Below are 19461 nucleotides of genomic sequence, written 5' to 3'. Positions count from 1 at the left end.
GAGTTGGTGCACCATGACCGAGCGGTACCTCGGCGTCGTCGGCATCGGCGAGGCGCTGGGTGTGAGCCGGCACGCGGTGCACAAATGGCGCTCCCGCTATCCCGGCGATTCGGAGCACCCCTTCCCCGAGCCCGATGTCGAGGTCGACGGCATGCCCGGCTGGCGGCCTGACCGGCTGGCGGAGATCATCGAGTGGCGCAACGGCCTGCCGGGCCGTGGCACCGGCGGCGGACGTCCTACCGCCGCACGACAGGAATACCTGAAAGAAGCGGCGGCGCGAGGCATGGATCGGGACGAGGCGCTGCGCGCGCTCGTCACGTTCGCCGAAGAGTTTCCCGAGATGACCGAGCCGGAAATCTGCGCCTGGCTCATCGGACACTGGCGGAGATAGCACTTCCCCCGATCAATTCCATTTCAGAAGGCGATGACGCATGCCCGAAATCGGCGGCGAGACCGCACCTGGATTCGAAGCAGTACGTGACGCGTTCGCCGCCAACCTGGCCGGCGGGCAGGAAGTGGGCGCCGCGGTCGCCGTCTACCTGCACGGCCGGAAGGTCGTCGACCTGTGGGGCGGGATCGCCGACCCCGCGACCGGACGCCCTTGGGAGCGCGACACCCTGCAGGTCGTGTTCTCCACCACCAAGGGCGTCACCGCCGCCTGCGCGCACCTGCTGGCCGAGCGCGGCGAACTGGACCTGGACGCCCCCGTCGCCGACTACTGGCCGGAGTTCGCGGCATGCGGGAAAGACCGGATCCCGGTCCGCTGGCTGCTCACCCACCAGGCCGGCCTGCCCGCGATCGACCACCCGATCACTCCGGCGGAGGCGATCGCCTGGCACCCGATGGTGACCGCGCTGGCCGCCCAGCGGCCGTTCTGGGAGCCGGGCACCGCGCACGGCTACCACGCCCACACGTACGGCTGGCTGGTCGGCGAAGTGGTCCGCCGGGTGACCGGCCGCAGCCTCGGCACGTTCCTCGCCGAGGAGATCGCCGCACCGCTCGGCCTTGATCTGTGGATCGGGCTGCCGGAATCCGAGCAGCGCCGGGTCAGCCGGATCGTCGCCGCCCCGATCGACCTTGGTGCTTTGGCCGCGATCGACCTGGACGCTCTGCCCGAGTCCGCGCGCGAGGTGATGAGGGCTTACGCCGACCCCAGGTCGCTGACGATGCGGGCGATGACCGTCGTCACGCCGATGCTGAACCACGACGACCCCGCCGAGCAGCTCGCGGAGATGCCCTCGACCAACGGCATCTGCACCCGCCCGCGCGCTGGCCCGCTTCTACGCCGCGCTGATGGGCGAGGTCGACGGGCATCGCATCCTCTCACCCGCCACTCTGGCCGCGGCGACCGCCGAACAGGCCAGCGGTGTGGATCGCGTCCTGCGTGTGCCCGTCCGGATCGCCACCGGTTTCGGCCTGCCGACACCCGACGCCTTCTGGTACGGCCCGACCGCCTTCGGGTTCCCCGGCTACGGCGGGTCGCTCGGCTTCGCCGACCCGGCCTCCGGCCTGGCCTTCGGCTACGTCATGAACCACATCCAGGAAGGCGTGCCGGACCGGAGGGCCGCCACGCTCCTCGACGCGGTCCGCGCCGCGATCAGGGCCGGGGCTCGGTAGCCGCGGGTTCCGGGGACGTCGCGGGCCGCGGCCGGATGTGGTGGCGGCCGATGGGCAGCACCAGGGGGCGGCCGGAGACGGGGTCGTCGACGACGCGGCTGTCGAGGCCGAAAACGGCGCGGACGCTGTCTTCGGTGAGGACCTCCGCCGGGGTGCCGGAGGCGTGGAGGCGGCCGTCGGCGAGGGCGATGAGATGGTCGGCGTAGCGGGCGGCGAGGTTGAGGTCGTGCAGGACCATCACGATCGTGGTGCCGCGGGTGCGGTTCAGGTCGGTCAGCAGGTCGAGCACGTCGATCTGATGGCTGACGTCGAGGAAGGTCGTGGGCTCGTCGAGGAGGAGCAGGTCGGTCTGCTGGGCCAGCGCCATGGCGATCCAGACCCGTTGGCGCTGGCCGCCGGACAGTTCGTCGACGGCGCGGTCGGCGAGGTCCGTCGTCCGCGTGGCCTCCAGGGCCGCCGCCACCGCGGCGTCGTCCTTGTCGTTCCACCGCGAGAAGACGCCCTGGTGGGGGTGGCGCCCGCGACCGACGAGGTCGAGCACGGTGATGCCCTCGGGCGCGACCGGCGACTGCGGGAGCAGCCCGAGCGTGCGGGCCAGTTCCTTGGCGGGCATGCGGTGCACCACCTTGCCGTCCAGGACGACACGGCCCTCGCGGGGGGCGAGCAGCCGGGACAGGGAGCGCAGGAGCGTCGATTTCCCGCAGGCGTTCGCGCCGACGATGACCGTGATCTCGCCGGGCGGCACGACCAGGTCGAGGGACTCGACCACGACACGGTCGCCGTAGCCGAGCGTGAGGCGCTCGACTACGAGGGAGTGGGACGTGGTCACTGCCGGCCTCCAGCCGAGGTCACACCGAGCCTCCGGCGGGGTGTCATGGCGAGCCTCCGGTGAGGTGGCATGGCGAGCCTCCGGTGCGGTGTCATATCGAGCCTCCGGCTCGGTGGGTACGGACGATCAGGTAGACGAGGTACGGCGCTCCGAGGACGCCGGTGACGACGCCGACCGGGTAGCGGGCGTCGAACGCGAACTGTCCGGCGAAGTCGGCGACGAGGACCAGGAGAGCGCCGACGAGCCCGGCGGGCACGAGCAGCGAACCGCCCGCGCCGACGAGCCGGGCCGCGATGGGGCCGGACAGGAACGCCACGAACGCGATCGGCCCGGCCGCCGCCGTGGCGAAGGCGATCAGGCCGACGGCGGCGACGATCACCGTGACGCGGGTGCGTTCGACGCGGACCCCGAGGGCGGAGGCGGTGTCGTCGCCGAGCCGCATCGCCGACAGGTCGCGCGCCCGGGACAGCAGGACGGGGGTGAGGACGACCAGCGCGACGAGGGTGGGCACCACCTGCTCCCAGGTCGTGCCGTTGAGGCTGCCGGTCAGCCAGCGCGTGGCCTCCTGGAGGTCCCATTCGGCGGCCTGGGACAGGACGTAGGAGGTGATGCTGTCGAGGATCGCGGAGATCCCGATGCCGATCAGGATGAGCCGGGTGCCGGCGACGCCGTCCCGGAACGCCAGGGTGTAGACCAGCAGGGCGACGGCGAGGGCCGTGACGATGGCGAGCACCGACACCTGGGTCCCGCCGAGGGACAGCGACACGATCGCGATTGCCGCCGCGGCGCTCGCCCCCGAGCTGATGCCGATGATGTCGGGGCTGGCCAGCGGGTTGCGGAGCATCGTCTGGAAGGTGACGCCGGCCAGGCCGAAGCTGAATCCCGCGATCACTGCGAGGACGGCCCGCGGCAGCCGCAGCCGCCCGACCGTGAAGGACGCCCCGGGGACCTGCTCGCCCAGGACGACGCGGATCACGTCGCGGGGCGGATAGAACGTCTGCCCGGCCATCAGGGTCACGGCGAACCCGGCGACGACGAGCACCGCCAGCGTCAGGACGACGAGGCGGCGGTGGGAGGCACGCCGGCGGCGGCCACGGGCGACGGCCTGGAGAACGGCCGGCGGGGCGACGCCGGAGGCGCTGCCGTGAACGCCGGTTCGCTCGCCACGTTCGCTGCTGTGCATGTCGGTTCGCTCGCTCACAGCTCACGCACTCTCTGGCGGCGGACGATGTGGATGAAGAACGGGGCGCCGATCAGCGCCGTCACGATGCCCACCTCGATGTCCGCGGGGCGTGCCACCATGCGTCCGACGACGTCGGCGGCGGTGAGCAGCGACGCGCCGGCCAGGGCGGAGAACGGCAGCAGCCAGCGGTGGTCCGCGCCGGCGAGCAGGCGGCACGCGTGCGGAACGACGAGCCCGACGAAGGCGATCGGCCCGGCGACGGCCGTCGACGCACCGCACAGCACGACGGCACCGAGGGCGGCCGTGGCTCGGACGACGGCGACGCGCTCGCCGAGCCCGGCCGCGAGTTCGTCGCCCAGCGCGAGCGAGTTCAGCGCCCGTGCGGACAGCAGGCACACGGCGAAGCCGACGGCGAGGAACGGCAGGACATGCCCGATGCGCTCGTAGGACGCGCCGCCGACCCCGCCGATCTGCCAGAGCCGGAAGCTCCCGGCGATGTCGTTGCGGGGCAGGACGACGGCGCTGACGAGGGACGCGAAGGCCGCCGACGTGGCGGCGCCGGCGAGCGCGAGTTTGAGCGGTGTGGCTCCGCCACGTCCGAGGGACCCGACGGCGTACACGAACACGGCCGAGACGGCCGCCCCCGCCATCGCGACCCAGACGTACCCGGTCGGCGACGTGAGCCCGAAGAACGCGACGGCGGTGACGACGGAGAGCGACGCGCCCATGTTGACGCCCAGGATTCCCGGATCGGCCAGCGGGTTGCGGGTCACGCCCTGCATGACGCCGCCGGAGAGGCCGAGCGCGGCGCCGACCAGCACCGCGAGCAGGGTGCGCGGTATCCGCTTGGTGACCGCCGCCTGTTCGAGGGAGCCGTCCGCGCCGCCGAGCGCGGCCCAGACGTCGGACCAGGAGACGTCGCGCGAGCCGAGGGCGACGGAGGCCACCATGAGCGCGGCCAGGACACCGGCCGTGACGAGCAGCCACAGGACCCGGACGCGCGCCGGACGCCGCGCGAGGGCGGCGTCCGGCAGGCGATCGGTGCCGACCGCCGTCACTTGACCTTGTCCGCGGCCTTGGCGAGCGCTGCGACGTAGTCTTCCAGCACCCACGAGATGGACAGGGGAGTCGGGTTCGCGGCCGTGCTCAGGGGTGTGCTTCCGGGCAGGAGATACACCGAGCCGCGCTTGACGGCGGGGATCTTCGACAGCAGCGGGTCCTTCCGGAGCGTCTCGAACAGCTCACCCTTGTCATCGCCGTAGCCGGTGATGATGTCGACGTCGTCGAACACGTCGATCTGTTCCGCGCTCCGCGTCAGCGCGAACTTGTCCGTGCCCTCGGACGCCTTGGTGATGCTGCCCGGGATCGTGAGCCCGAGGTCCTCGAAGAACATCGTGCGGGTGTCGTGTGTCGTGTAGAAGCCGACCTCGCTCACGTCGTTGGGGTCGACGTGTGTCATGAACATCGCCGACTTGCCCTTGAGCTGCGGATACTTCGCGACGACCTTGCTGATGTCGCTCTCGATGCCGGCGATGAGCCTCTCGCCCTCGTCGGCGAGCCCGATGGCCTTGCTGTTCATCCGGATGATCTCGCGCCACGGAGTCGCCCACGCGGCGTCCGGGTAGGCCACTACCGGAGCAATCTTGCTCAGGGTGTCGTAGTCCTGCTGGGTCAGGCCGGAGTAGGCGGCCAGGATCACGTCTGGCTTCGTGTCGGCGACGGCCTCGAAGTCGATCCCGTCGGTCTCGTCGAACAGCACGGGTGTCTTGGCGTTGAGTTCCTCCAGGCGCTTCTTCACCCAGGGCAGGAGCCCGTCGCCGTCGTCGTCGCCGAAGTTCGCGGCCGCCATGCCGACCGGGACGACGCCGAGGGCCAGCGGCGCTTCGTGGTTGGCCCAGTTGACCGTGGCCACTCGCTCCGGCTTCGCCGGGATGACTGTCGTCCCCAGCGCGTGCGTGATCGTCATGGGGAAGGCGCTCGAGCCGCTGCTCGTGCTCTCGGCCCTGGTCTGCGATTCGGTCTCCGACGGGCTGCCGCAGGCTGCGATGCCCAGCAGGACGGCCGCCACGGTGAGGATGCGAAGGCTGTGTCGACGCTTCAATCCGTACTCCGGTCTCAGAATTCCGCTGGTGCCTGCCCTCGCACGTCCTGGATGGCGGTAGGCGTTCGTGGAGCGGCACACCGTGCTGCCGCAAGGCCCCCGACCAAGTTAGGTAAGGCTTACCTTGCTTCGCCCTGCACCCTAGGAGAAATAACCGAGTTGTCGCAATCGAGGTTTTGAGACGGCCCTTGTTGAGATCGGGACACGCGGCCCGGTCACGGTCCCTCCGGCGGCGCGTGCGCGAGGGTGGGGCCGGGTGCGCGGTACGGCCACGAGACCTGCGCCGACAGGAAAGACGGCCGCCGGTGTCCCGGAGCCTCAACGCGCCCGGAACGCTCCCGGTGTCAGCCCGGTCGTCCGCCGGAAGGCCACGCCGAACGCGCTCGCCGAGCGGTAGCCGACCTTTTCGGCCACGGCCTCGACCTCCCAGCCATGGGCGAGCAGCGCGGCCGCGTGCTGGGCGCGCACCGCCGCGACCCAGCGCGCGAAGCTGGTGCCCGTCTCCGCGTTGAAGGCGCGGGTGATCGTGCGCGGGCTCACGCCGAGCCGGGAGGCCCAGTCCGTCAGCGTCCGCGGATCGCCCGGGTCGTCCCGTACGGCGTCGGCGATCGGGCGCAGCAGGTCGGACGTGGGCACGTGCAGGAGCAGTTCGCGTGAGGAGGGGGTGAGCACGTCGAGCACCATCGCCTCGGTCACCGCCCGTGAGCCGGAGGGCAGTTCCGTGTCGGCGAGCCGCTCCAGCAGCAGCCGGAGCAGCGGTGTGATCTCGACGGCGACGGGTGTGGGGGAGATCGGAGTCATGGCGCCGAACTCGAAGAAGTTGGCGCTGCACCAGGTTCCGGCGATCGCCGAGCCGGAGTGCAGGGTGCCCGCGGGCATCCACAGGCCCAGGGCGGGGGTGACCGTCCAGACCCGTGCCCCCACCACCGTCGTGGAGGCGCCCCGCTCGTTCCAGAGCAGTTCGTGGAAGGGATGGGAGTGCTCGTTCCACGTGGTGTCGTGGGCGATGGTCTCGCTCCAGCCGAGGATCACCGACGGCATCTCGACCGGCCCCGCCGCGAGGGCGGGCAGCGTGCGGGTCTTCCTGGTCATGGAATGAGGCGGTGGCGCACGAGCGGCATTCTCCCACCCTTGCGGGTCGTGTCCTGTAGATCTTCTTGCCTGCCGCGATCGCTCAGGAGGCGTCGGCCTGCACAGAAATATTAGTTAGGGTCACCTTATATTTGAGCCGTGCATCCATCCGAGATCCGTACCGTGGCGACCGAGGCCGAGCTTCGGCAGATCGTGAAAGAGCCGTCGCGGGCCGCTTGGGACAAGGACATCGCCCGGATCGACGAGCACGCGCGCACGATCATCGCGCACTCGCCGTTCGTGCTGCTGGCGACCGCGAACTCGGACGGAACCTGCGACGTCTCGCCCCGAGGGGATCCCCCCGGGTCGGTGCTGATTCTCGACGACCACCGGCTGGCACTCGCCGACCGGCCCGGCAACCACCGCCTCGACAGCCTTCGCAACATGCTGCACAACCCCCACGTCGGGCTGCTGTTCATCGTGCCGGGGATGAACGAGACACTGCGCGTGAACGGGCGCGCGACGCTCGTGTCGGACGCACCGTTCTTCGACGACCTGGCGGTCCGGGGCAAGCGGCCCCGGCTGGCGATCCTCGTCGACGTCGAAGAGTTGTACATGCACTGCGCCAAGGCGTTCCTGCGCTCGTCGCTGTGGAAGCCCGAGACCTGGCCGGACCGCAAGAACCTGCCCACGCTCGGAAGGATCGCCAAGGACCAGATGGGCATCAAGGCCTCGGCGGAAGCGATCGACGAGGGGCTCGCCCTGGACGCCAAGACGAACCAGTACTGACTTCCGCCCGCGCCGTGCCCGTGGCCGGCCCGCACACGCGGGCGGCGGCCAGAAGGGCGCTGAGCGGTTTGATGCGCAACACGTCTTGTGGACGCGTACGTTCACTGGGTCGTTGACGCTTTGCAGATGTTCTGCGTGGCGGTGCGGGCGGAGGGGGTCGCCTGCGGCGTGGACGTCGCCGGAGTGGCGGAGGCCTCCGGCGCGGCCACCGTCACCTTCTTCACGTCGTGGTTCTTCTGGCCCACGACGACCTCGATGCCGGTGACGTCCGGTTGCTGGCGCAACTCGGAGCCTGGGATGGCGGCGGCCACCGTACGCGCCGAGTCCTCGCGGCCGGGCGGGTAGCGGACCACCGTGGTGGCGAAGTCGCGGCGGGCCGTGTCGCCGGGGGGCGACGGCACCATGAACCCGGCCTCGACGAGGCGGGCCTTGGTGGTCGCGCCGAGGCCGGCGATGAGCGTGCCGTTGAGCACCTTGACCGAGATGCGGCCCGGCGGGATCGTGAGCGCCGTCGGAGAGGCCGCCGGGGAGGGCGCTGCGCCCGCCGACGCCGCGGGGCTGCCCGAAGGAGACGCGGAGGCCTTCGCCGACGGTTTGACGAGGGGCTGGTCGGCGTCGATCCGCTGGAACAGGTCGTGGGCGGCCGGCTTGTCCCACAGCACCGCCGACTCGCCCGTGGGCGCGTGGTAGTCCACGTCGGTCAGCGGCACGGTCGCGAACGACACGTCGTCGGTCGAGACGTCCTTGAACTGGTTCACCATGCCCAGCAGGTCCTTCTGCAGGGCCGGGTCCACCGTGAGCGTCTTGAACGTGGAGTCGAGGAACCCGGCGAGCTTGGCGGGGTTGGCCAGCGTGCCGCCGCTGAGCGCCTTGCCGAGCAGCGCGGAGATGACCTGCTGCTGCCGGTCGATCCGGTCGAGGTCGGAGCGCGCCGTGGCTCTCGTGCGGGCGTACGCGAGCGCCTTGACGCCGTCCAGCGTGTACGTCCCCGGCTGCAGGTTCAGCTTCGTCTTCGGGTCGTCGATGGCCACCGGCGTGCAGACGGTGACGCCGCCCAGCGACTCCACCACGTCGATGAACCCGAGCACGTTCACCTCGATGTAGTGGTTGATGCGCAGCCCCGTCGACTGCTCCACCGTCTTCACGGCCAGCTTGGCGCCGCCGAACTGGTACGCGGAGTTGATCTTGTGCTCGCCCTTGCCGGGGATCGTCGTCCAGGTGTCCCTCGGCAGGCTGACCACGGTCACCTTTCGGTGGTCCTCCGACAGGTGGATCACCATCATCGTGTCGGTGCGCTGCCCGACGTCGCGGCCGAGGTGGAGCTGGTTCTGCTGGCGCCTGGTCAGGTCGTCGCGCTTGTCCACGCCCACCAGCAGGATGTTCATCGCGCCCGTGGACTCGGCCTCGCTCGTGCCTGCGTCCACCGAATGGATCCGGTTGAGCGCGTAGTTCGGCGCCAGCCACGCGACGCCCGAGCCGATCAGCACGACTCCGGACAGCGAGCCCGAAATGACCAGGGAACGGAGGTTTGACCTCCGCCGACGGGCGCGTTGCGCCGTCAGCCGTACCCCGCCGTACCCGTCGCCCCCTACGCGGACGCCGGAGTCCTCCTCATGGTCGCCGGGCATTCCCGTCCTCCGGTTGCCGTCTCCACCCCTCCGTACAGTAGCGTGAGCGCCGCCATGAAGCCCTTTCCCGACTCGCGACAGTCGAGCCAGAATCCGGCGCGGCCCTGGCCGCCGGTCTCGGTGATCATGCCGGTGCTCAACGAGGAGCGGCATCTGCGCGACGCCGTACGGCAGGTCCTCGAACAGGACTACGAGGGCCCTCTCGAGGTCGTCATCAGCGTGGGCCCCTCCCACGACCGCACGCAGGAGGTCGCCGACGCCATCGCGGCCGAGGACCGCCGTGTCGTCGTCGTGCCGAACCCCACCGGCAGGACCCCCAACGCGCTGAACGCCGCCATCGCGGCGTCCCGCAACCCCATCATCGCGCGGGTCGACGGGCACGCGATCCTGCCCCGCGACTACCTCCGTACGGCCGTGGAGACGCTGGAGCAGACCGGCGCCGACAACGTCGGCGGCATCATGGCCGCCGAGGGGATCACGCCGTTCGAGCAGGCGGTGGCCTGCGCCATGACCTCGAAGATCGGCGTGGGCAACGCGCGGTTCCACACGGGCGGGGAGGCCGGCCCGGCCGACACCGTCTATCTGGGCGTCTTCCGCCGCAGCGCCCTCGACCGGGTGGGCGGCTACGACGAGCACTTCCTGCGCGCGCAGGACTGGGAGATGAACCACCGCATCCGGGAGACCGGCGGGCTGGTGTGGTTCCAGCCGAGGATGCGCGTCACCTATCGTCCCCGGCCCAACGTGCGCGCCCTGGGCAAGCAGTACTTCCACTACGGCCGCTGGCGGCGGGTCGTCTCCCGCACCCACCAGGGCACGATCAACCTGCGCTACCTCGCCCCGCCCGCCGCCGTGGCGGCGATGGCGCTGGGCCTGGTGGTCTCGCCCTTCTTCTGGCCCGGCCTGCTCATTCCCGGGTGCTACCTCGCGGCGATCCTCGCGGGCTCGGTCCTCACCGGACGGCAGCTGCCGCCCCCCGCGCTCGTACGCCTGCCGCTGGTGTACGCCACCATGCACGTCTCGTGGGGGACGGGCTTCCTGACCAGCCCCCCGAAGCTCAGCAAGCCCCGTCCCAAGCCCGAACGGGCGAGGCTAGAGGACTTCTTCGAAGACTGAGGTGTCCAGCGTGAAGCCGATCGGGTGGGGGACGTGGATCTCCCGCCCGAACGGCACCGTCGAGGTCACCTGGTAGAGGCCCTCCTTGGGGTCGCTGTAGACCGTGACCGAAGCCGGCTTCGTCAGCGGGTCCACGAGGAGCATCACCGGCACGCCGCCCTGGGCGTAGATCGCCGGCTTCTTGCCGCGGTCGTCCTCCGCGCTCCCCTTCGAGACCACCTCGGCGACCAGTATCAGCCCCGAGGACAGCAGCTCACGCTCCCCCCAGCGTGGGCAGTCCTTGGGAGCGAGGACGAAGTCCGGCTCGACCGGATCCCGGCTGCCGTCGATGCACACGTCCACGTTCCCCGCCCAGGCGCGCCAGTCGCGCTCGTCCATGAGGGGGATGAACGCGCGGAACAGGCGCATGGCGGCTTGGCCGTGTTCGGGGGTGCCCACGGGGCTCACTATCAGTCTCCCGTCGATGATCTCGGTCCGCAGACCCGGAAGTGGGGGCAGCGAATCGAACAGCTCACGAGGAGTGCCGGGAAGTGGCCGGTCCGGTATGGGTGCCAGACCGGGACCATGTGGCTTGCGTGAAGTCGCGACCATGGGTGCGCATCCCTTCGTGTCCGCGTCGATACGCTGAGTTGACATGCCCAGTATTTCAGTCACGGGCGGAAGGGGCGAGGGCTTCGAGGCCGAGGGAGCGGGCGCGGGCCTCGGCACGTGCGGCGGCACGCCGTACGGCCTCCTCGAAGCGGGCCAGCGGGTCCGGGTGGTCGGCGCCGAGCAGGTAGGCGCGCAGGGCCCGCCGGGCGGCGGCCATGCCGTCCTCTCCCGGCGTGCCGAGACCGCGCAGGATGCCGGGAAGCTCCGCCAGGTCGGGCCCGAGCAGGTACGCCGCCCCGGCGGCCGGGTAGCGCTCACGGAACCGATCCGCGGGAAGGCCCGCCACGTTGGCCACGACGTACGGCTTGCCGCTGGCCACGAAGTCCGACACCACGCTGGAGATGTCGGAGACCAGCACGTCGGCCTCGTTGAAGCACTCGTACAGCGACGGCTCCCGGCCGGTCACCGTCAGGTGTTTCGGAGCGCCGTGCGGCATGCCGGTGCTCTCGCCCAGCAGAGCCATGATCTTGCGGTGCGCCGCCCTGGCCGCCGGTGAGCGGTGACCGGTGAGCGGGTGGGGCTTGTAGATCACCCGCACCGGCTGGTCGAGCAGGGCGCGCACGATCGCGGGCCCCATGGCGACGAGCGAGCTGTGGAACAGGTCGTCGCTCCACCCCTCCCACGTGGGCGCGTACAGGACGGTCCGGTGCGCCGCCGCCCCCTCGGCGTACGGGCTGGTGCGCAGCACCCCGGCGAGCTGGGGGCGGCCGACCTCCTCGACGGCCTCGTCCCGCACGCCCACCTGGGCGCGCAGGTAGCGGTCCCGCCCGGCCGGCCCGGCCACCCAGACCTCGTCGTACACCTTGGTGTAGGGGTTGAAGGACGCCTCCTTGTCGCTGTCGCCGTGGCCGATGAACACGCTCCGCACGCCCGGCACCCGGAGCATGTGGATGTTGTTGCCGACGTTGGCGGGGAACAGGGCGACCCGCACGCCGTCGAGCGCGCGGAAGTTCATGAGGTCGACCGACGAGGGGATGCACACGACCGGCAGCGTCGTCGCGCCGAGGGCCGCGGCCAGCGTCCGCTCGCGCAGCACCACCAGCGTCCTCGGCGTGATCCGCTCCAGCGTGCCGAGCCACATGGTGGCCTGGTAGACCGCAGTGACCGGCCCGGAGAAGTACATGACGACCTCGGGCCGGTGGGCCGCGACCCAGTCGTCCACGGCGGCGAGGATCCGCCGCCGGTCGCCCAGGTGCCTGGCCCGCCGCGCGTGGGCCAGCAGCGCGGCGACGGCCGCGACCTCCAGTGCCAGGGCCACGACGGCCCCGGCCGCGCCCGTCCAGCCGAGGCCCGTCCAGCCCAGGCACGCCGCCCCGGCCGCGGCGGGCACGACCGCGAGCGCGTCGAGGTAGAGCAGCCGGGCGCCGCGCCAGGTGAGCAGCGCGCGGGGCGGCGCGGGCGGGATCCGCAGCGCGGGCAGGTCGACGTTGCGGGTCATCACCGGCATCTGGTTGTGCCGGCGGTCGACGTGCTCGGCGAGCCACGTCTGCACGGCCCGCAGGCCGTGGAACAGGAACAGCCCGGCCGCGAGCGTCGCGAACCACAACGGCCGCCCCGGCGCCAGCCGTGCCAGCAGCACGACGGCGGCCGTCTCACGCGACAGGAAGCGGACCGTGGCCCCGAGATGGGCCCGGCTCAGCGTGCCCGCCGCCCGGCCGGGCAGCGCGGCCTCCGCCGCGTAGGACAGCGGCACGAGCACCGCGAAGGTCGCGGGCAGCGGCCACACGGCGGCCGCGAGCAGGGCCGGGTACGACGCGAGCGTGAGCGCGGTGAACGCGCCTCTGCGTCCACCGGTCAGGCTTCTCAGTGCCGGCCGCCGGACCAACGCGACCAGTGCGTTCGGGGCCCTGCGCCCCCTGATGTTTCCCCCCATGGGCGAGCGCCCATCCCTCCGTGTCTTCGCGGATGCGTGGTTGCGGTCATCGGCTGAGCCGTACGTCCACGACCTGTCCCGTGAGGCGGGACAGCAGCACGTCGATGCTGGTGCGGGCGACGGCGGCGGGGGAGAGAAGCGTTCCGGCGGGTTCGTCGCCGAACGCGCGCAGCCGCATGGGGGTGGCGGTGCGCTCGGGGTTGACGCAGTTGACGCGGACACCCTGGCAGGCCCACTCGTCGGCGAGCGCCTGGGTGAGGTTGACGACGGCGGCCTTCGTGGAGGAGTAGAGGCTGTAGTCGGCCCGGCCGCGGGTGTAGGACGAGGAGGTGTAGAGCAGGAGGTGGCCGCGGGTCTCCATGAGGTACTTCACGGACGCGCGGGCGATGTTGACCGGTCCGAGGTAGTTGACCCCGACGGTCTCCTCGATCGTGTGCTGCCCGGCCTCGCCGAGCTTGCCCATGTGCAGCACGCCCGCCGTGTTGACGACGAAGTCGATCCGGCCGGTCTCGGCGTACACCCGGGCGAGCGCGTCCTCCACGGCGGCGACGTCCTCGACGCGCACGCCGTTCTGGCTGCGGGAGAACGAGTGGACGCTCGCGCCGTACCCCATGGCCAGCGCGACGATGTCCGCGCCGATGCCGTAGCTGCCGCCGAAGACCACGAGCGTGCGGCCCTCGAGCCCGGCCCGGTAGGCCTCCTCGTCCAGCGCGGGCGCGTTGTTCTCGGCGAGCTGGAAGAGCTTGTCGGCGATGAAGACGTCGACCGGATGGGTGACCTTCATGTTGTGCTCGCTGCCGGGCACGATGTAGATCGGCACGTCGGGCAGGTAGCGCAGCACGACGCCGCAGTCGTCCGTCGTCGGCAGCGAGGGGAACTCGGGGTCGGCCAGGGCCCGCTCGTACGCCGCCCGGATCACCGACAGCCGGAAGCACTGCGGGGTCTGCCCCCGGCGCAGCCGGGAGCGGTCGGGGATGTCGCGGATGATGTCGCCGCGCGGGCCGGGCGCGGCCACCACGATCGTGTCGGAGGAGGGGATCGCCACCTCGACCGCCTCGTAGCGTTCGAGGGCGGCCACGCACTCGCTGATGATGCGGGGCTCGATCAGCGGCCGTACGGCGTCGTGCAGCAGCACGTCGCACTCCTGCTCGCCCAGCGCGCTCAGCGCCCGCCAGGTCGTCTCGGTGCGGCTCGCGCCTCCTTCGAGCACCCGGCCGACCTTGGTGTAGCCGTTCCTCCTGACGAGTTCCTCGGCCTCGGCGACGAAGCCGGGAGCCATCAGGACGACGACCTCGTCGATCTCCGGGTGGCCGTCGAACACGTCGAGGGTGTGCTCCAGAATCGTCTTCCCAGCGATCTTCAGAAGCTGTTTAGGGGTGTTGAGGCCCACGCGCTGGCCGACGCCGCCGGCCAGCACCACCCCCACCCTGCGCAGACGCGATTCGGCGATCATGATGTCCTCCCCGGAGGAGACCATACCCGTGCCGGAAGCCGGAGAAGGTGATTGCCACCTAGTGATCACTCGGTTACTTTGCGAGGTGAGCACGTGCGGACAACGTGAAGCGGGTTTCCATATGGGGGCGGATCCGAGTAAGCCCGGTACGTCACGGGACACAGAGACGGTGGCGGTCGTCCTCGCGACCTCGCCGGCCGCCGGGCTGCCCTGGTCCGACGGCGCCCGGTCCGACGGCAGCCTCCTGGAGCGGCTCACCGCCCAGCTCCTCACGCTGCCGGTCCGCGAGGTGCTGCTGGTGGTGCGGAGCCAGGACGCCCAAGCGGGCGGGTGGTCGGAACAGGCCGAGGCGAGCGGCCCGCGGCACCTGATCTGCGTCAGCGACGGGCTCGCCGAGGACCTGCGGATCGTGGCCAAGACGGCCCGCGCCTCGACCTCCCCGGTCGCTGTGCTGGCGGCCGACGTGGTCGCGCACACCGAGGCGCTGTCGCTGCTGCTCGAACATCCCGCGCGCCCGACCGGCGCGGTCGTCGCCAGCGGCGATCCGGCCCCGCTGCGCCCGCCCGTACGGACCGAGTGGGGCCGCGTCGTGTCGGCGGGCACGTCCTTCCACGAGGTCGAGTGGGCCAACGGCACCTTCCGCGGCGTCCTCCAGGTCGGGGAGGCCCACCTGGCCGGGCTGGCCGACATCGCCGAGGACCTGGCCGACCTGGCCCAGCGCCGCCACCTCGGGCGGGTCGGCGACGGCGAGGTTCCCGAGCTGCTCCTCACGGGCCTGGTGCGGGCGGGCGTCCAGGTGCACGCGGTCGCGCTGGGCACCCTGCACTGCGGGCGGGCCGGCACGCGCCCGGCCGCCGAGCGCGCGGTGCGCGAGCTGGCCGACGTCGACGAGGCGCAGGCCAGGCTCGACGCCGCGGTGAAGAGCGGCGACGGCTTCTTCACCACCCACTGCGTCAGCTCGTGGTCGCGTCACCTCATCAGGCCGGCCGCCCGTCTCGGCCTGACCCCGAACACGGTCACCGGCATCTCGGTCGGGTTCGCCGCCATCGCCGCCGTCTGGTTCTCCGACGGCCGCCGGGCGGGGCTCGTGGTCGGCGCCGTCGCGCTCTACCTGTCGTTCGTGCTCGACTGCCTGGACGGCCAGCTCGCCCGTTACACGCGCCGCTTCTCCCCGCTCGGGAGCTGGCTCGACGCGATCTGCGACCGGCTCAAGGAATACCTGGTGTACGTCGGGCTCGCGGCCGGGTACGCGGCCGGTCCTCGGGAGCCGTGGGAGATCTGGGCCCTGGCGGTGGGCGCGGTGATCCTCCAGACGATCCGCCACATGGTCGACTTCTCCTACGCGGGAGCGGTGGCCGACCGGGCGAGGGCGGCGGGCCTGCGGGCGGCGGCCCCGCGTTCGATGGCCGTGCCGTGGGACGAGGCTCCCGCGGCGGCCGCCGCGAAGGGCACCGGGTCGGTGCTGGCCCTGTCGCGGCGGCTCGACGCGCTGAGCGGCGCGAGGGGCGTGGCCTACTGGGCGAAGAAGTCAATCATCCTGCCGATCGGGGAGCGGATGGCACTGATCTCGGTGACGGCCGCGGTGTTCGACGCGCGGGTGACGTTCCTCGCGCTGCTGGTTTGGGGAGGGGTGGCGCTGGCCTACACGGCCGCCGGGCGGATGGCGAGGTCCTTCGCATGAGCGAGCGTAGCGAGCGAATCAGTGAAGACAGCGCCTGGCGAGGCGTTTACCTGCGCACCTCCGGCACGACCCTGCTCCGAGCCGAAGGCGAGGAGGTGGCATGAGCCGCCGCCCCCGCGAGGGCGCCGGGAAGGGCAGAGGCGCGATCTCCGTGCAGATGATCCAGGTGCCGCGCAGCGCCGTGGTGGCCTACCGCGACGACGGCCCGCTGTCGAAGGCGATGGGGCTGCTCGTGGCCGGGCAGCTCCCGCCGCTGCCGCCCGCGGTCGCGGGGGCCTTCGTGACCGCCGTGCTGCTGGTGCTCGGCATCGCCGGGGCCGACGACTTCGCGGTCTTCGCCCCGGCGGTGAGCCTGCTGCTGGCCGGGGCGGGCAGCGCCCATCGGCACGATGGCCGGCTCGACTGGCTGGCGCCCCCGATCCTGCGGCTGACCGAGTACGGCTTCATCGCCTCGGCCGGGTTCGCCCGCTCCGTCCCGCCGGTGCTCATCGTCGCGTTGCTCGGCGCGATGGCCTTCCACCACTACGACATGGTCTACCGGCTGCGTCAGCACGTGTATCCGCCGCCGTGGCTGGCGACGGCCGGGCTGGGCTGGGACGGGCGGATGCTCGTCGTCGCCCTGGGCGGCCTGCTCGACGTGATGACCGTCGTGTTCGTGCTGCTCGCGCTCTACCTGTGGGGCCTGTTCGGCTGGGAGAGCCTGACCTGCTGGCTCGCCGCCCCCCGCACTCCCGACGAGGCCGTGGAACCGGCACCGCAGGATTAACGTCAGACCAACAGTGGATTACCCAAGCGGGGTGCCGAGCCAACTAACCTTTGGGGTTACTGTCTGACGCTCGACCTCAAGGAGTGCGAGAAATTGCTCGGAATGGTGCTGGCCGCCGGAGCCGGACGTCGCCTGCGGCCGTACACCGACACGCTGCCGAAGGCGCTGGTGCCGGTCGACGGTGAGACCACGATCCTCGACATCGCCCTGCGCAACCTGGCGGCCGTGGACCTCCGCGAGGTCGTGGTGATCGTCGGCTACCAGGCCCAGGCCGTACGGGAACGGCAGGCCGACCTGGAGCGGCGCCACGGGGTGAAGCTCACGCTTGTCCACAACGACAAGGCCGAGGAGTGGAACAACGCCTACTCGCTGTGGTGTGCCCGCGACTACTTCTCCCAGGGCGCGCTGCTGGTCAACGGCGACACCGTCCACCCCGTGTCGGTGGAGCGGACCCTGCTGGCGGCCGAGGACACCTCCGACATCCTGCTCGCCGTCGACGACGTGAAGTCGCTGGCGGACGAGGAGATGAAGGTCACACTGGAGGACGGCCGGCTGAAGCGGATCACCAAGCTGATGGACCCGGCCGAGGCGTACGGCGAGTACATCGGCGCCACGCTGATCCGGCCGGGCGCGGCCGAGCGGCTCGCCGACGCGCTGAAGGCCACCTTCGAGCGCGACCCGCAGCTCTACTACGAGGACGGCTACCAGGAGATGGTCGAGCGCGGCGAGAAGATCGCCGTCGCACCGATCGGCAAGGTCGAGTGGGTCGAGGTGGACAACCACGACGACCTCGCGAGGGCCCGTGAGATCGCGTGCCGTTACTGATTTCCGCGGCCTTCTGAGGAGTTCGCATGCCGATTCTGGCAAGGATGCTCCCCGCCCCCCTCAAGATGGAGGTGCGGCGGGGCGCGATCGCGCAGCTCGGCACCCTGCTCGCCGACAGCAGGGTGGCCACCTCCGGCCGGGTCGCGGTCGCGGTCGGTGTCGGGCAGGGCGACCGCATCGCGGAGGTCATCGCTCCGTCGCTGGGTGAGGCCAAGGTGCTCCGGGTGCCGGACGGCACCGTGGACGCGGCCGTGTCACTCGGCGCGGACCTGCGCAAGGGCAACTACGAGGCGGTGGTCGGCATCGGCGGCGGCAAGACGATCGACGCCACCAAGTACGCCGCGTCGCTCGCCGGCATTCCCATGGTCGCCGTCGCCACCAACCTCTCGCACGACGGCATCTGTTCGCCGGTGGCCTCGCTGGTGTACGAGGGCGGCAAGGGCTCGTTCGGCGTCCCCATGCCGCTGGCGATCATGGTGGACCTCGAGTTCGTCCACGACGCCCCGCCCTCGCTCGTCCGGTCCGGGATCGGCGACGTGCTCAGCAACCTGTCGGCCATCGAGGACTGGCAGCTCGGCAACACCGAGCGGGGCGAGCCCATCGACGGGCTGGCGATCTCCATGTCGCGCACCGCGGCAGAGGCCGTCCTCGGCCGGCAGGACTCGATCGAGTCGGACGCGTTCCTGACCGTGCTCGCCGAGGCGCTGATCCTGTCGGGGATGTCGATGGTCATCGCGGGGTCAAGCCGTCCGGCGAGTGGTGGCGATCATGAGATCCTTCATGCTGTGGATCAGCTTTTCCCCGGCACATCCAATCACGGTGAGCTGGCCGGCATCGGCGCGGCGTTCTGCTACTTCCTCCGGGAGGACGCGCACCGGCTCGGCCAGGTGACCAACTGCCTCAGGCGGCACGGCCTGCCCGTCATACCCGGAGACGTCGGCCTGACGACCGACCAGTTCACGGCCGCGGTGATGCTGGCCCCCAGCACCCGGCCCGGCCGCTACACCATCCTTGAGCACCTCCGGCTGTCGGAGCACGAGGTCCAGGGGAGAGTTGAGGACTATGTCCGCGCCGTCGGTCGCTGAGCTTCGCGCGGTCGCCCAGCCGCAGACCACCATGGACCGCCGCAGCGGCGAGCACTGGGCCGGCCTGCTGTACATGCGGCGCCTGTCCATCTACGCCACCTGGCTGCTGGCCAAGACCCCCATCTCGCCGAACCAGGTCACCGGCCTGATGATCGTGTGTGGGGTGGCGGCGGGCGCCGTGCTCGCCCTTCCCGGCTTCTGGGCGGCGCTGGGCGCGGCCCTGCTCATCCAGGTCTACCTGCTGCTCGACTGTTCCGACGGGGAACTGGCCCGGTGGACCGGCCGTACGTCGATCACCGGGGTCTACCTCGACCGGGTCGGGCACTACTTCGCCGAGGCGGCGCTGCTGATCGGGCTGGGCTTCCGGGCCTCGGAGACCCTGCCCGACTGGTACACGGTGATGGGCGTGGCCGCGGCGCTCGGCGCGATCCTGATCAAGTCGGAGACCGACCTGGTCGACGTCGCCCGCGCCCGGTCGGGCCTGGTGGCGACCACCGAGGCGGCGGCGCAGCAGTTCACCTCGCCGCGGCTCGCGCTGGCCCGCAGGGCCGCGGCGGCGCTGCGGTTCCACCGGCTGATCCAGGCCGTCGAGCTGTCGCTGATCGTCGTGGGCGCGGCGGTGCTCGACAACTGGTTCTCCGCCACCCGGATCCTCGTGGTCGCCTGCGTCGTCATCGCGGGAGTCCAGCTCGTGCTGCACCTGGTCAGCATCCTCGCCTCCCGGCGGCTCTCATGAGCGCGTCGCTTCCCGCGAGGCATGCCGGTCGGCCGTACATTCGCGGTTGGGTAGGGGTTT

18 protein-coding genes and 1 pseudogene are annotated in these 19461 nt (G+C 71.4%); 10 read left to right on the top strand and 9 right to left on the bottom strand.

What is annotated here, in order from left to right; all coding sequences use genetic code 11:
* Positions 1-13 precede the first annotated feature (13 nt).
* The 3 genes and pseudogenes from ACQEVJ_RS37750 to ACQEVJ_RS37740 all read left to right on the top strand — a co-directional run bounded on the left by ACQEVJ_RS37750 (position 14) and on the right by ACQEVJ_RS37740 (position 1617).
* Entirely contained in the window at positions 14-391 is a 378-nt protein-coding gene (locus ACQEVJ_RS37750; protein WP_433109468.1) for a hypothetical protein, read from the top strand.
* A gap of 40 nt (positions 392-431) precedes the next feature.
* A pseudogene (locus ACQEVJ_RS37745) lies at positions 432-1085 on the top strand (serine hydrolase domain-containing protein); the annotation flags it as partial.
* Between the two features lie 208 nt (positions 1086-1293).
* Entirely contained in the window at positions 1294-1617 is a 324-nt protein-coding gene (locus ACQEVJ_RS37740) for a serine hydrolase (RefSeq protein WP_433109466.1), read from the top strand.
* On the opposite strand, the gene ACQEVJ_RS37735 is transcribed toward ACQEVJ_RS37740, so the two are convergent.
* The 5 genes from ACQEVJ_RS37735 to ACQEVJ_RS37715 form a co-directional block, all read right to left on the bottom strand.
* Positions 1598-2446 (bottom strand): ABC transporter ATP-binding protein, encoded by an 849-nt coding sequence (locus ACQEVJ_RS37735; protein ID WP_433109465.1) that lies wholly within the window; start codon positions 2444-2446, stop codon positions 1598-1600. The two genes, ACQEVJ_RS37740 and ACQEVJ_RS37735, sit on opposite strands and share 20 nt — an antisense overlap.
* Before the next feature lie 91 nt (positions 2447-2537).
* The gene (locus ACQEVJ_RS37730) at positions 2538-3647 is read right to left on the bottom strand and encodes a FecCD family ABC transporter permease (RefSeq protein WP_433109464.1); all 1110 of its coding nucleotides are present in this window, start codon (positions 3645-3647) and stop codon (positions 2538-2540) included.
* Entirely contained in the window at positions 3644-4687 is a 1044-nt protein-coding gene (locus ACQEVJ_RS37725) for a FecCD family ABC transporter permease (protein ID WP_433109463.1), read from the bottom strand. Before ACQEVJ_RS37725 ends, ACQEVJ_RS37730 begins: the two co-directional genes overlap by 4 nt.
* Complete coding sequence (locus ACQEVJ_RS37720) at positions 4684-5730, bottom strand: iron-siderophore ABC transporter substrate-binding protein (protein WP_433109462.1); 1047 nt, start codon at positions 5728-5730, stop codon at positions 4684-4686. The genes ACQEVJ_RS37725 and ACQEVJ_RS37720 overlap by 4 nt, the downstream gene beginning before the upstream one ends.
* A 318-nt stretch (positions 5731-6048) precedes the next feature.
* Positions 6049-6822 (bottom strand): AraC family transcriptional regulator, encoded by a 774-nt coding sequence (locus tag ACQEVJ_RS37715; protein WP_433109461.1) that lies wholly within the window; start codon positions 6820-6822, stop codon positions 6049-6051.
* A gap of 138 nt (positions 6823-6960) precedes the next feature.
* Between ACQEVJ_RS37715 and ACQEVJ_RS37710 the strand changes: the two genes are divergently transcribed.
* Positions 6961-7590 carry a pyridoxamine 5'-phosphate oxidase family protein gene (locus ACQEVJ_RS37710; protein ID WP_433109460.1) on the top strand — a complete coding sequence of 210 codons (630 nt, stop codon included), beginning with the start codon at positions 6961-6963 and terminating at the stop codon, positions 7588-7590.
* Between the two features lie 101 nt (positions 7591-7691).
* Here ACQEVJ_RS37710 and ACQEVJ_RS37705 read toward each other — a convergent pair whose 3' ends face one another.
* A complete protein-coding gene (locus ACQEVJ_RS37705) occupies positions 7692-9218 on the bottom strand; it encodes an LCP family protein (RefSeq protein WP_433109459.1) in 1527 nt (508 codons plus the stop codon).
* 54 nt (positions 9219-9272) lie between these two features.
* Here ACQEVJ_RS37705 and ACQEVJ_RS37700 point away from each other — a divergent pair, with 54 nt between their 5' ends.
* Entirely contained in the window at positions 9273-10331 is a 1059-nt protein-coding gene (locus ACQEVJ_RS37700) for a glycosyltransferase family 2 protein (RefSeq protein ID WP_433109458.1), read from the top strand.
* Here ACQEVJ_RS37700 and ACQEVJ_RS37695 read toward each other — a convergent pair.
* The 3 genes from ACQEVJ_RS37695 to ACQEVJ_RS37685 are packed head-to-tail and all read right to left on the bottom strand — an operon-like array spanning position 10308 to position 14308.
* Complete coding sequence (locus ACQEVJ_RS37695; protein ID WP_433109457.1) at positions 10308-10922, bottom strand: Uma2 family endonuclease; 615 nt, start codon at positions 10920-10922, stop codon at positions 10308-10310. The genes ACQEVJ_RS37700 and ACQEVJ_RS37695 overlap by 24 nt on opposite strands.
* A 55-nt stretch (positions 10923-10977) precedes the next feature.
* Entirely contained in the window at positions 10978-12855 is a 1878-nt protein-coding gene (locus ACQEVJ_RS37690) for a CDP-glycerol glycerophosphotransferase family protein (protein WP_433109456.1), read from the bottom strand.
* 46 nt (positions 12856-12901) lie between these two features.
* Positions 12902-14308, bottom strand: a complete 1407-nt coding sequence (locus ACQEVJ_RS37685; RefSeq protein WP_433109455.1) for an SDR family NAD(P)-dependent oxidoreductase — start codon at positions 14306-14308, stop codon at positions 12902-12904.
* A 169-nt stretch (positions 14309-14477) separates the two neighbouring features.
* On the opposite strand from ACQEVJ_RS37685, the gene ACQEVJ_RS37680 reads away from it, so the two are divergent.
* The 5 genes from ACQEVJ_RS37680 to ACQEVJ_RS37660 all read left to right on the top strand — a co-directional run bounded on the left by ACQEVJ_RS37680 (position 14478) and on the right by ACQEVJ_RS37660 (position 19401).
* Positions 14478-15989: a CDP-alcohol phosphatidyltransferase family protein gene (locus ACQEVJ_RS37680; protein WP_433109454.1), complete on the top strand. Its 1512-nt coding sequence runs from the start codon at positions 14478-14480 to the stop codon at positions 15987-15989.
* Positions 15990-16089: 100 nt separating this feature from the next.
* A complete protein-coding gene (locus ACQEVJ_RS37675) occupies positions 16090-16755 on the top strand; it encodes a DUF5941 domain-containing protein (protein ID WP_433109453.1) in 666 nt (221 codons plus the stop codon).
* A gap of 93 nt (positions 16756-16848) precedes the next feature.
* On the top strand, positions 16849-17580 hold the full coding sequence (locus ACQEVJ_RS37670; protein WP_433109452.1) for a sugar phosphate nucleotidyltransferase: 732 nt from the start codon (positions 16849-16851) through the stop codon (positions 17578-17580).
* 44 nt (positions 17581-17624) lie between these two features.
* Positions 17625-18665 (top strand): iron-containing alcohol dehydrogenase family protein, encoded by a 1041-nt coding sequence (locus ACQEVJ_RS37665; RefSeq protein WP_433113183.1) that lies wholly within the window; start codon positions 17625-17627, stop codon positions 18663-18665.
* Positions 18643-19401: a CDP-alcohol phosphatidyltransferase family protein gene (locus tag ACQEVJ_RS37660; protein ID WP_433109451.1), complete on the top strand. Its 759-nt coding sequence runs from the start codon at positions 18643-18645 to the stop codon at positions 19399-19401. Before ACQEVJ_RS37665 ends, ACQEVJ_RS37660 begins: the two co-directional genes overlap by 23 nt.
* Positions 19402-19461 lie beyond the last annotated feature (60 nt).

It is taken from the genome of Microbispora sp. CA-102843 (assembly GCF_050936215.1).
In the GTDB taxonomy this organism is placed as follows: Bacteria; Actinomycetota; Actinomycetes; order Streptosporangiales; family Streptosporangiaceae; genus Microbispora.
Note: the sequence above shows the minus strand (reverse complement) of the source record. Positions and strands in the feature narration are given on the sequence as shown.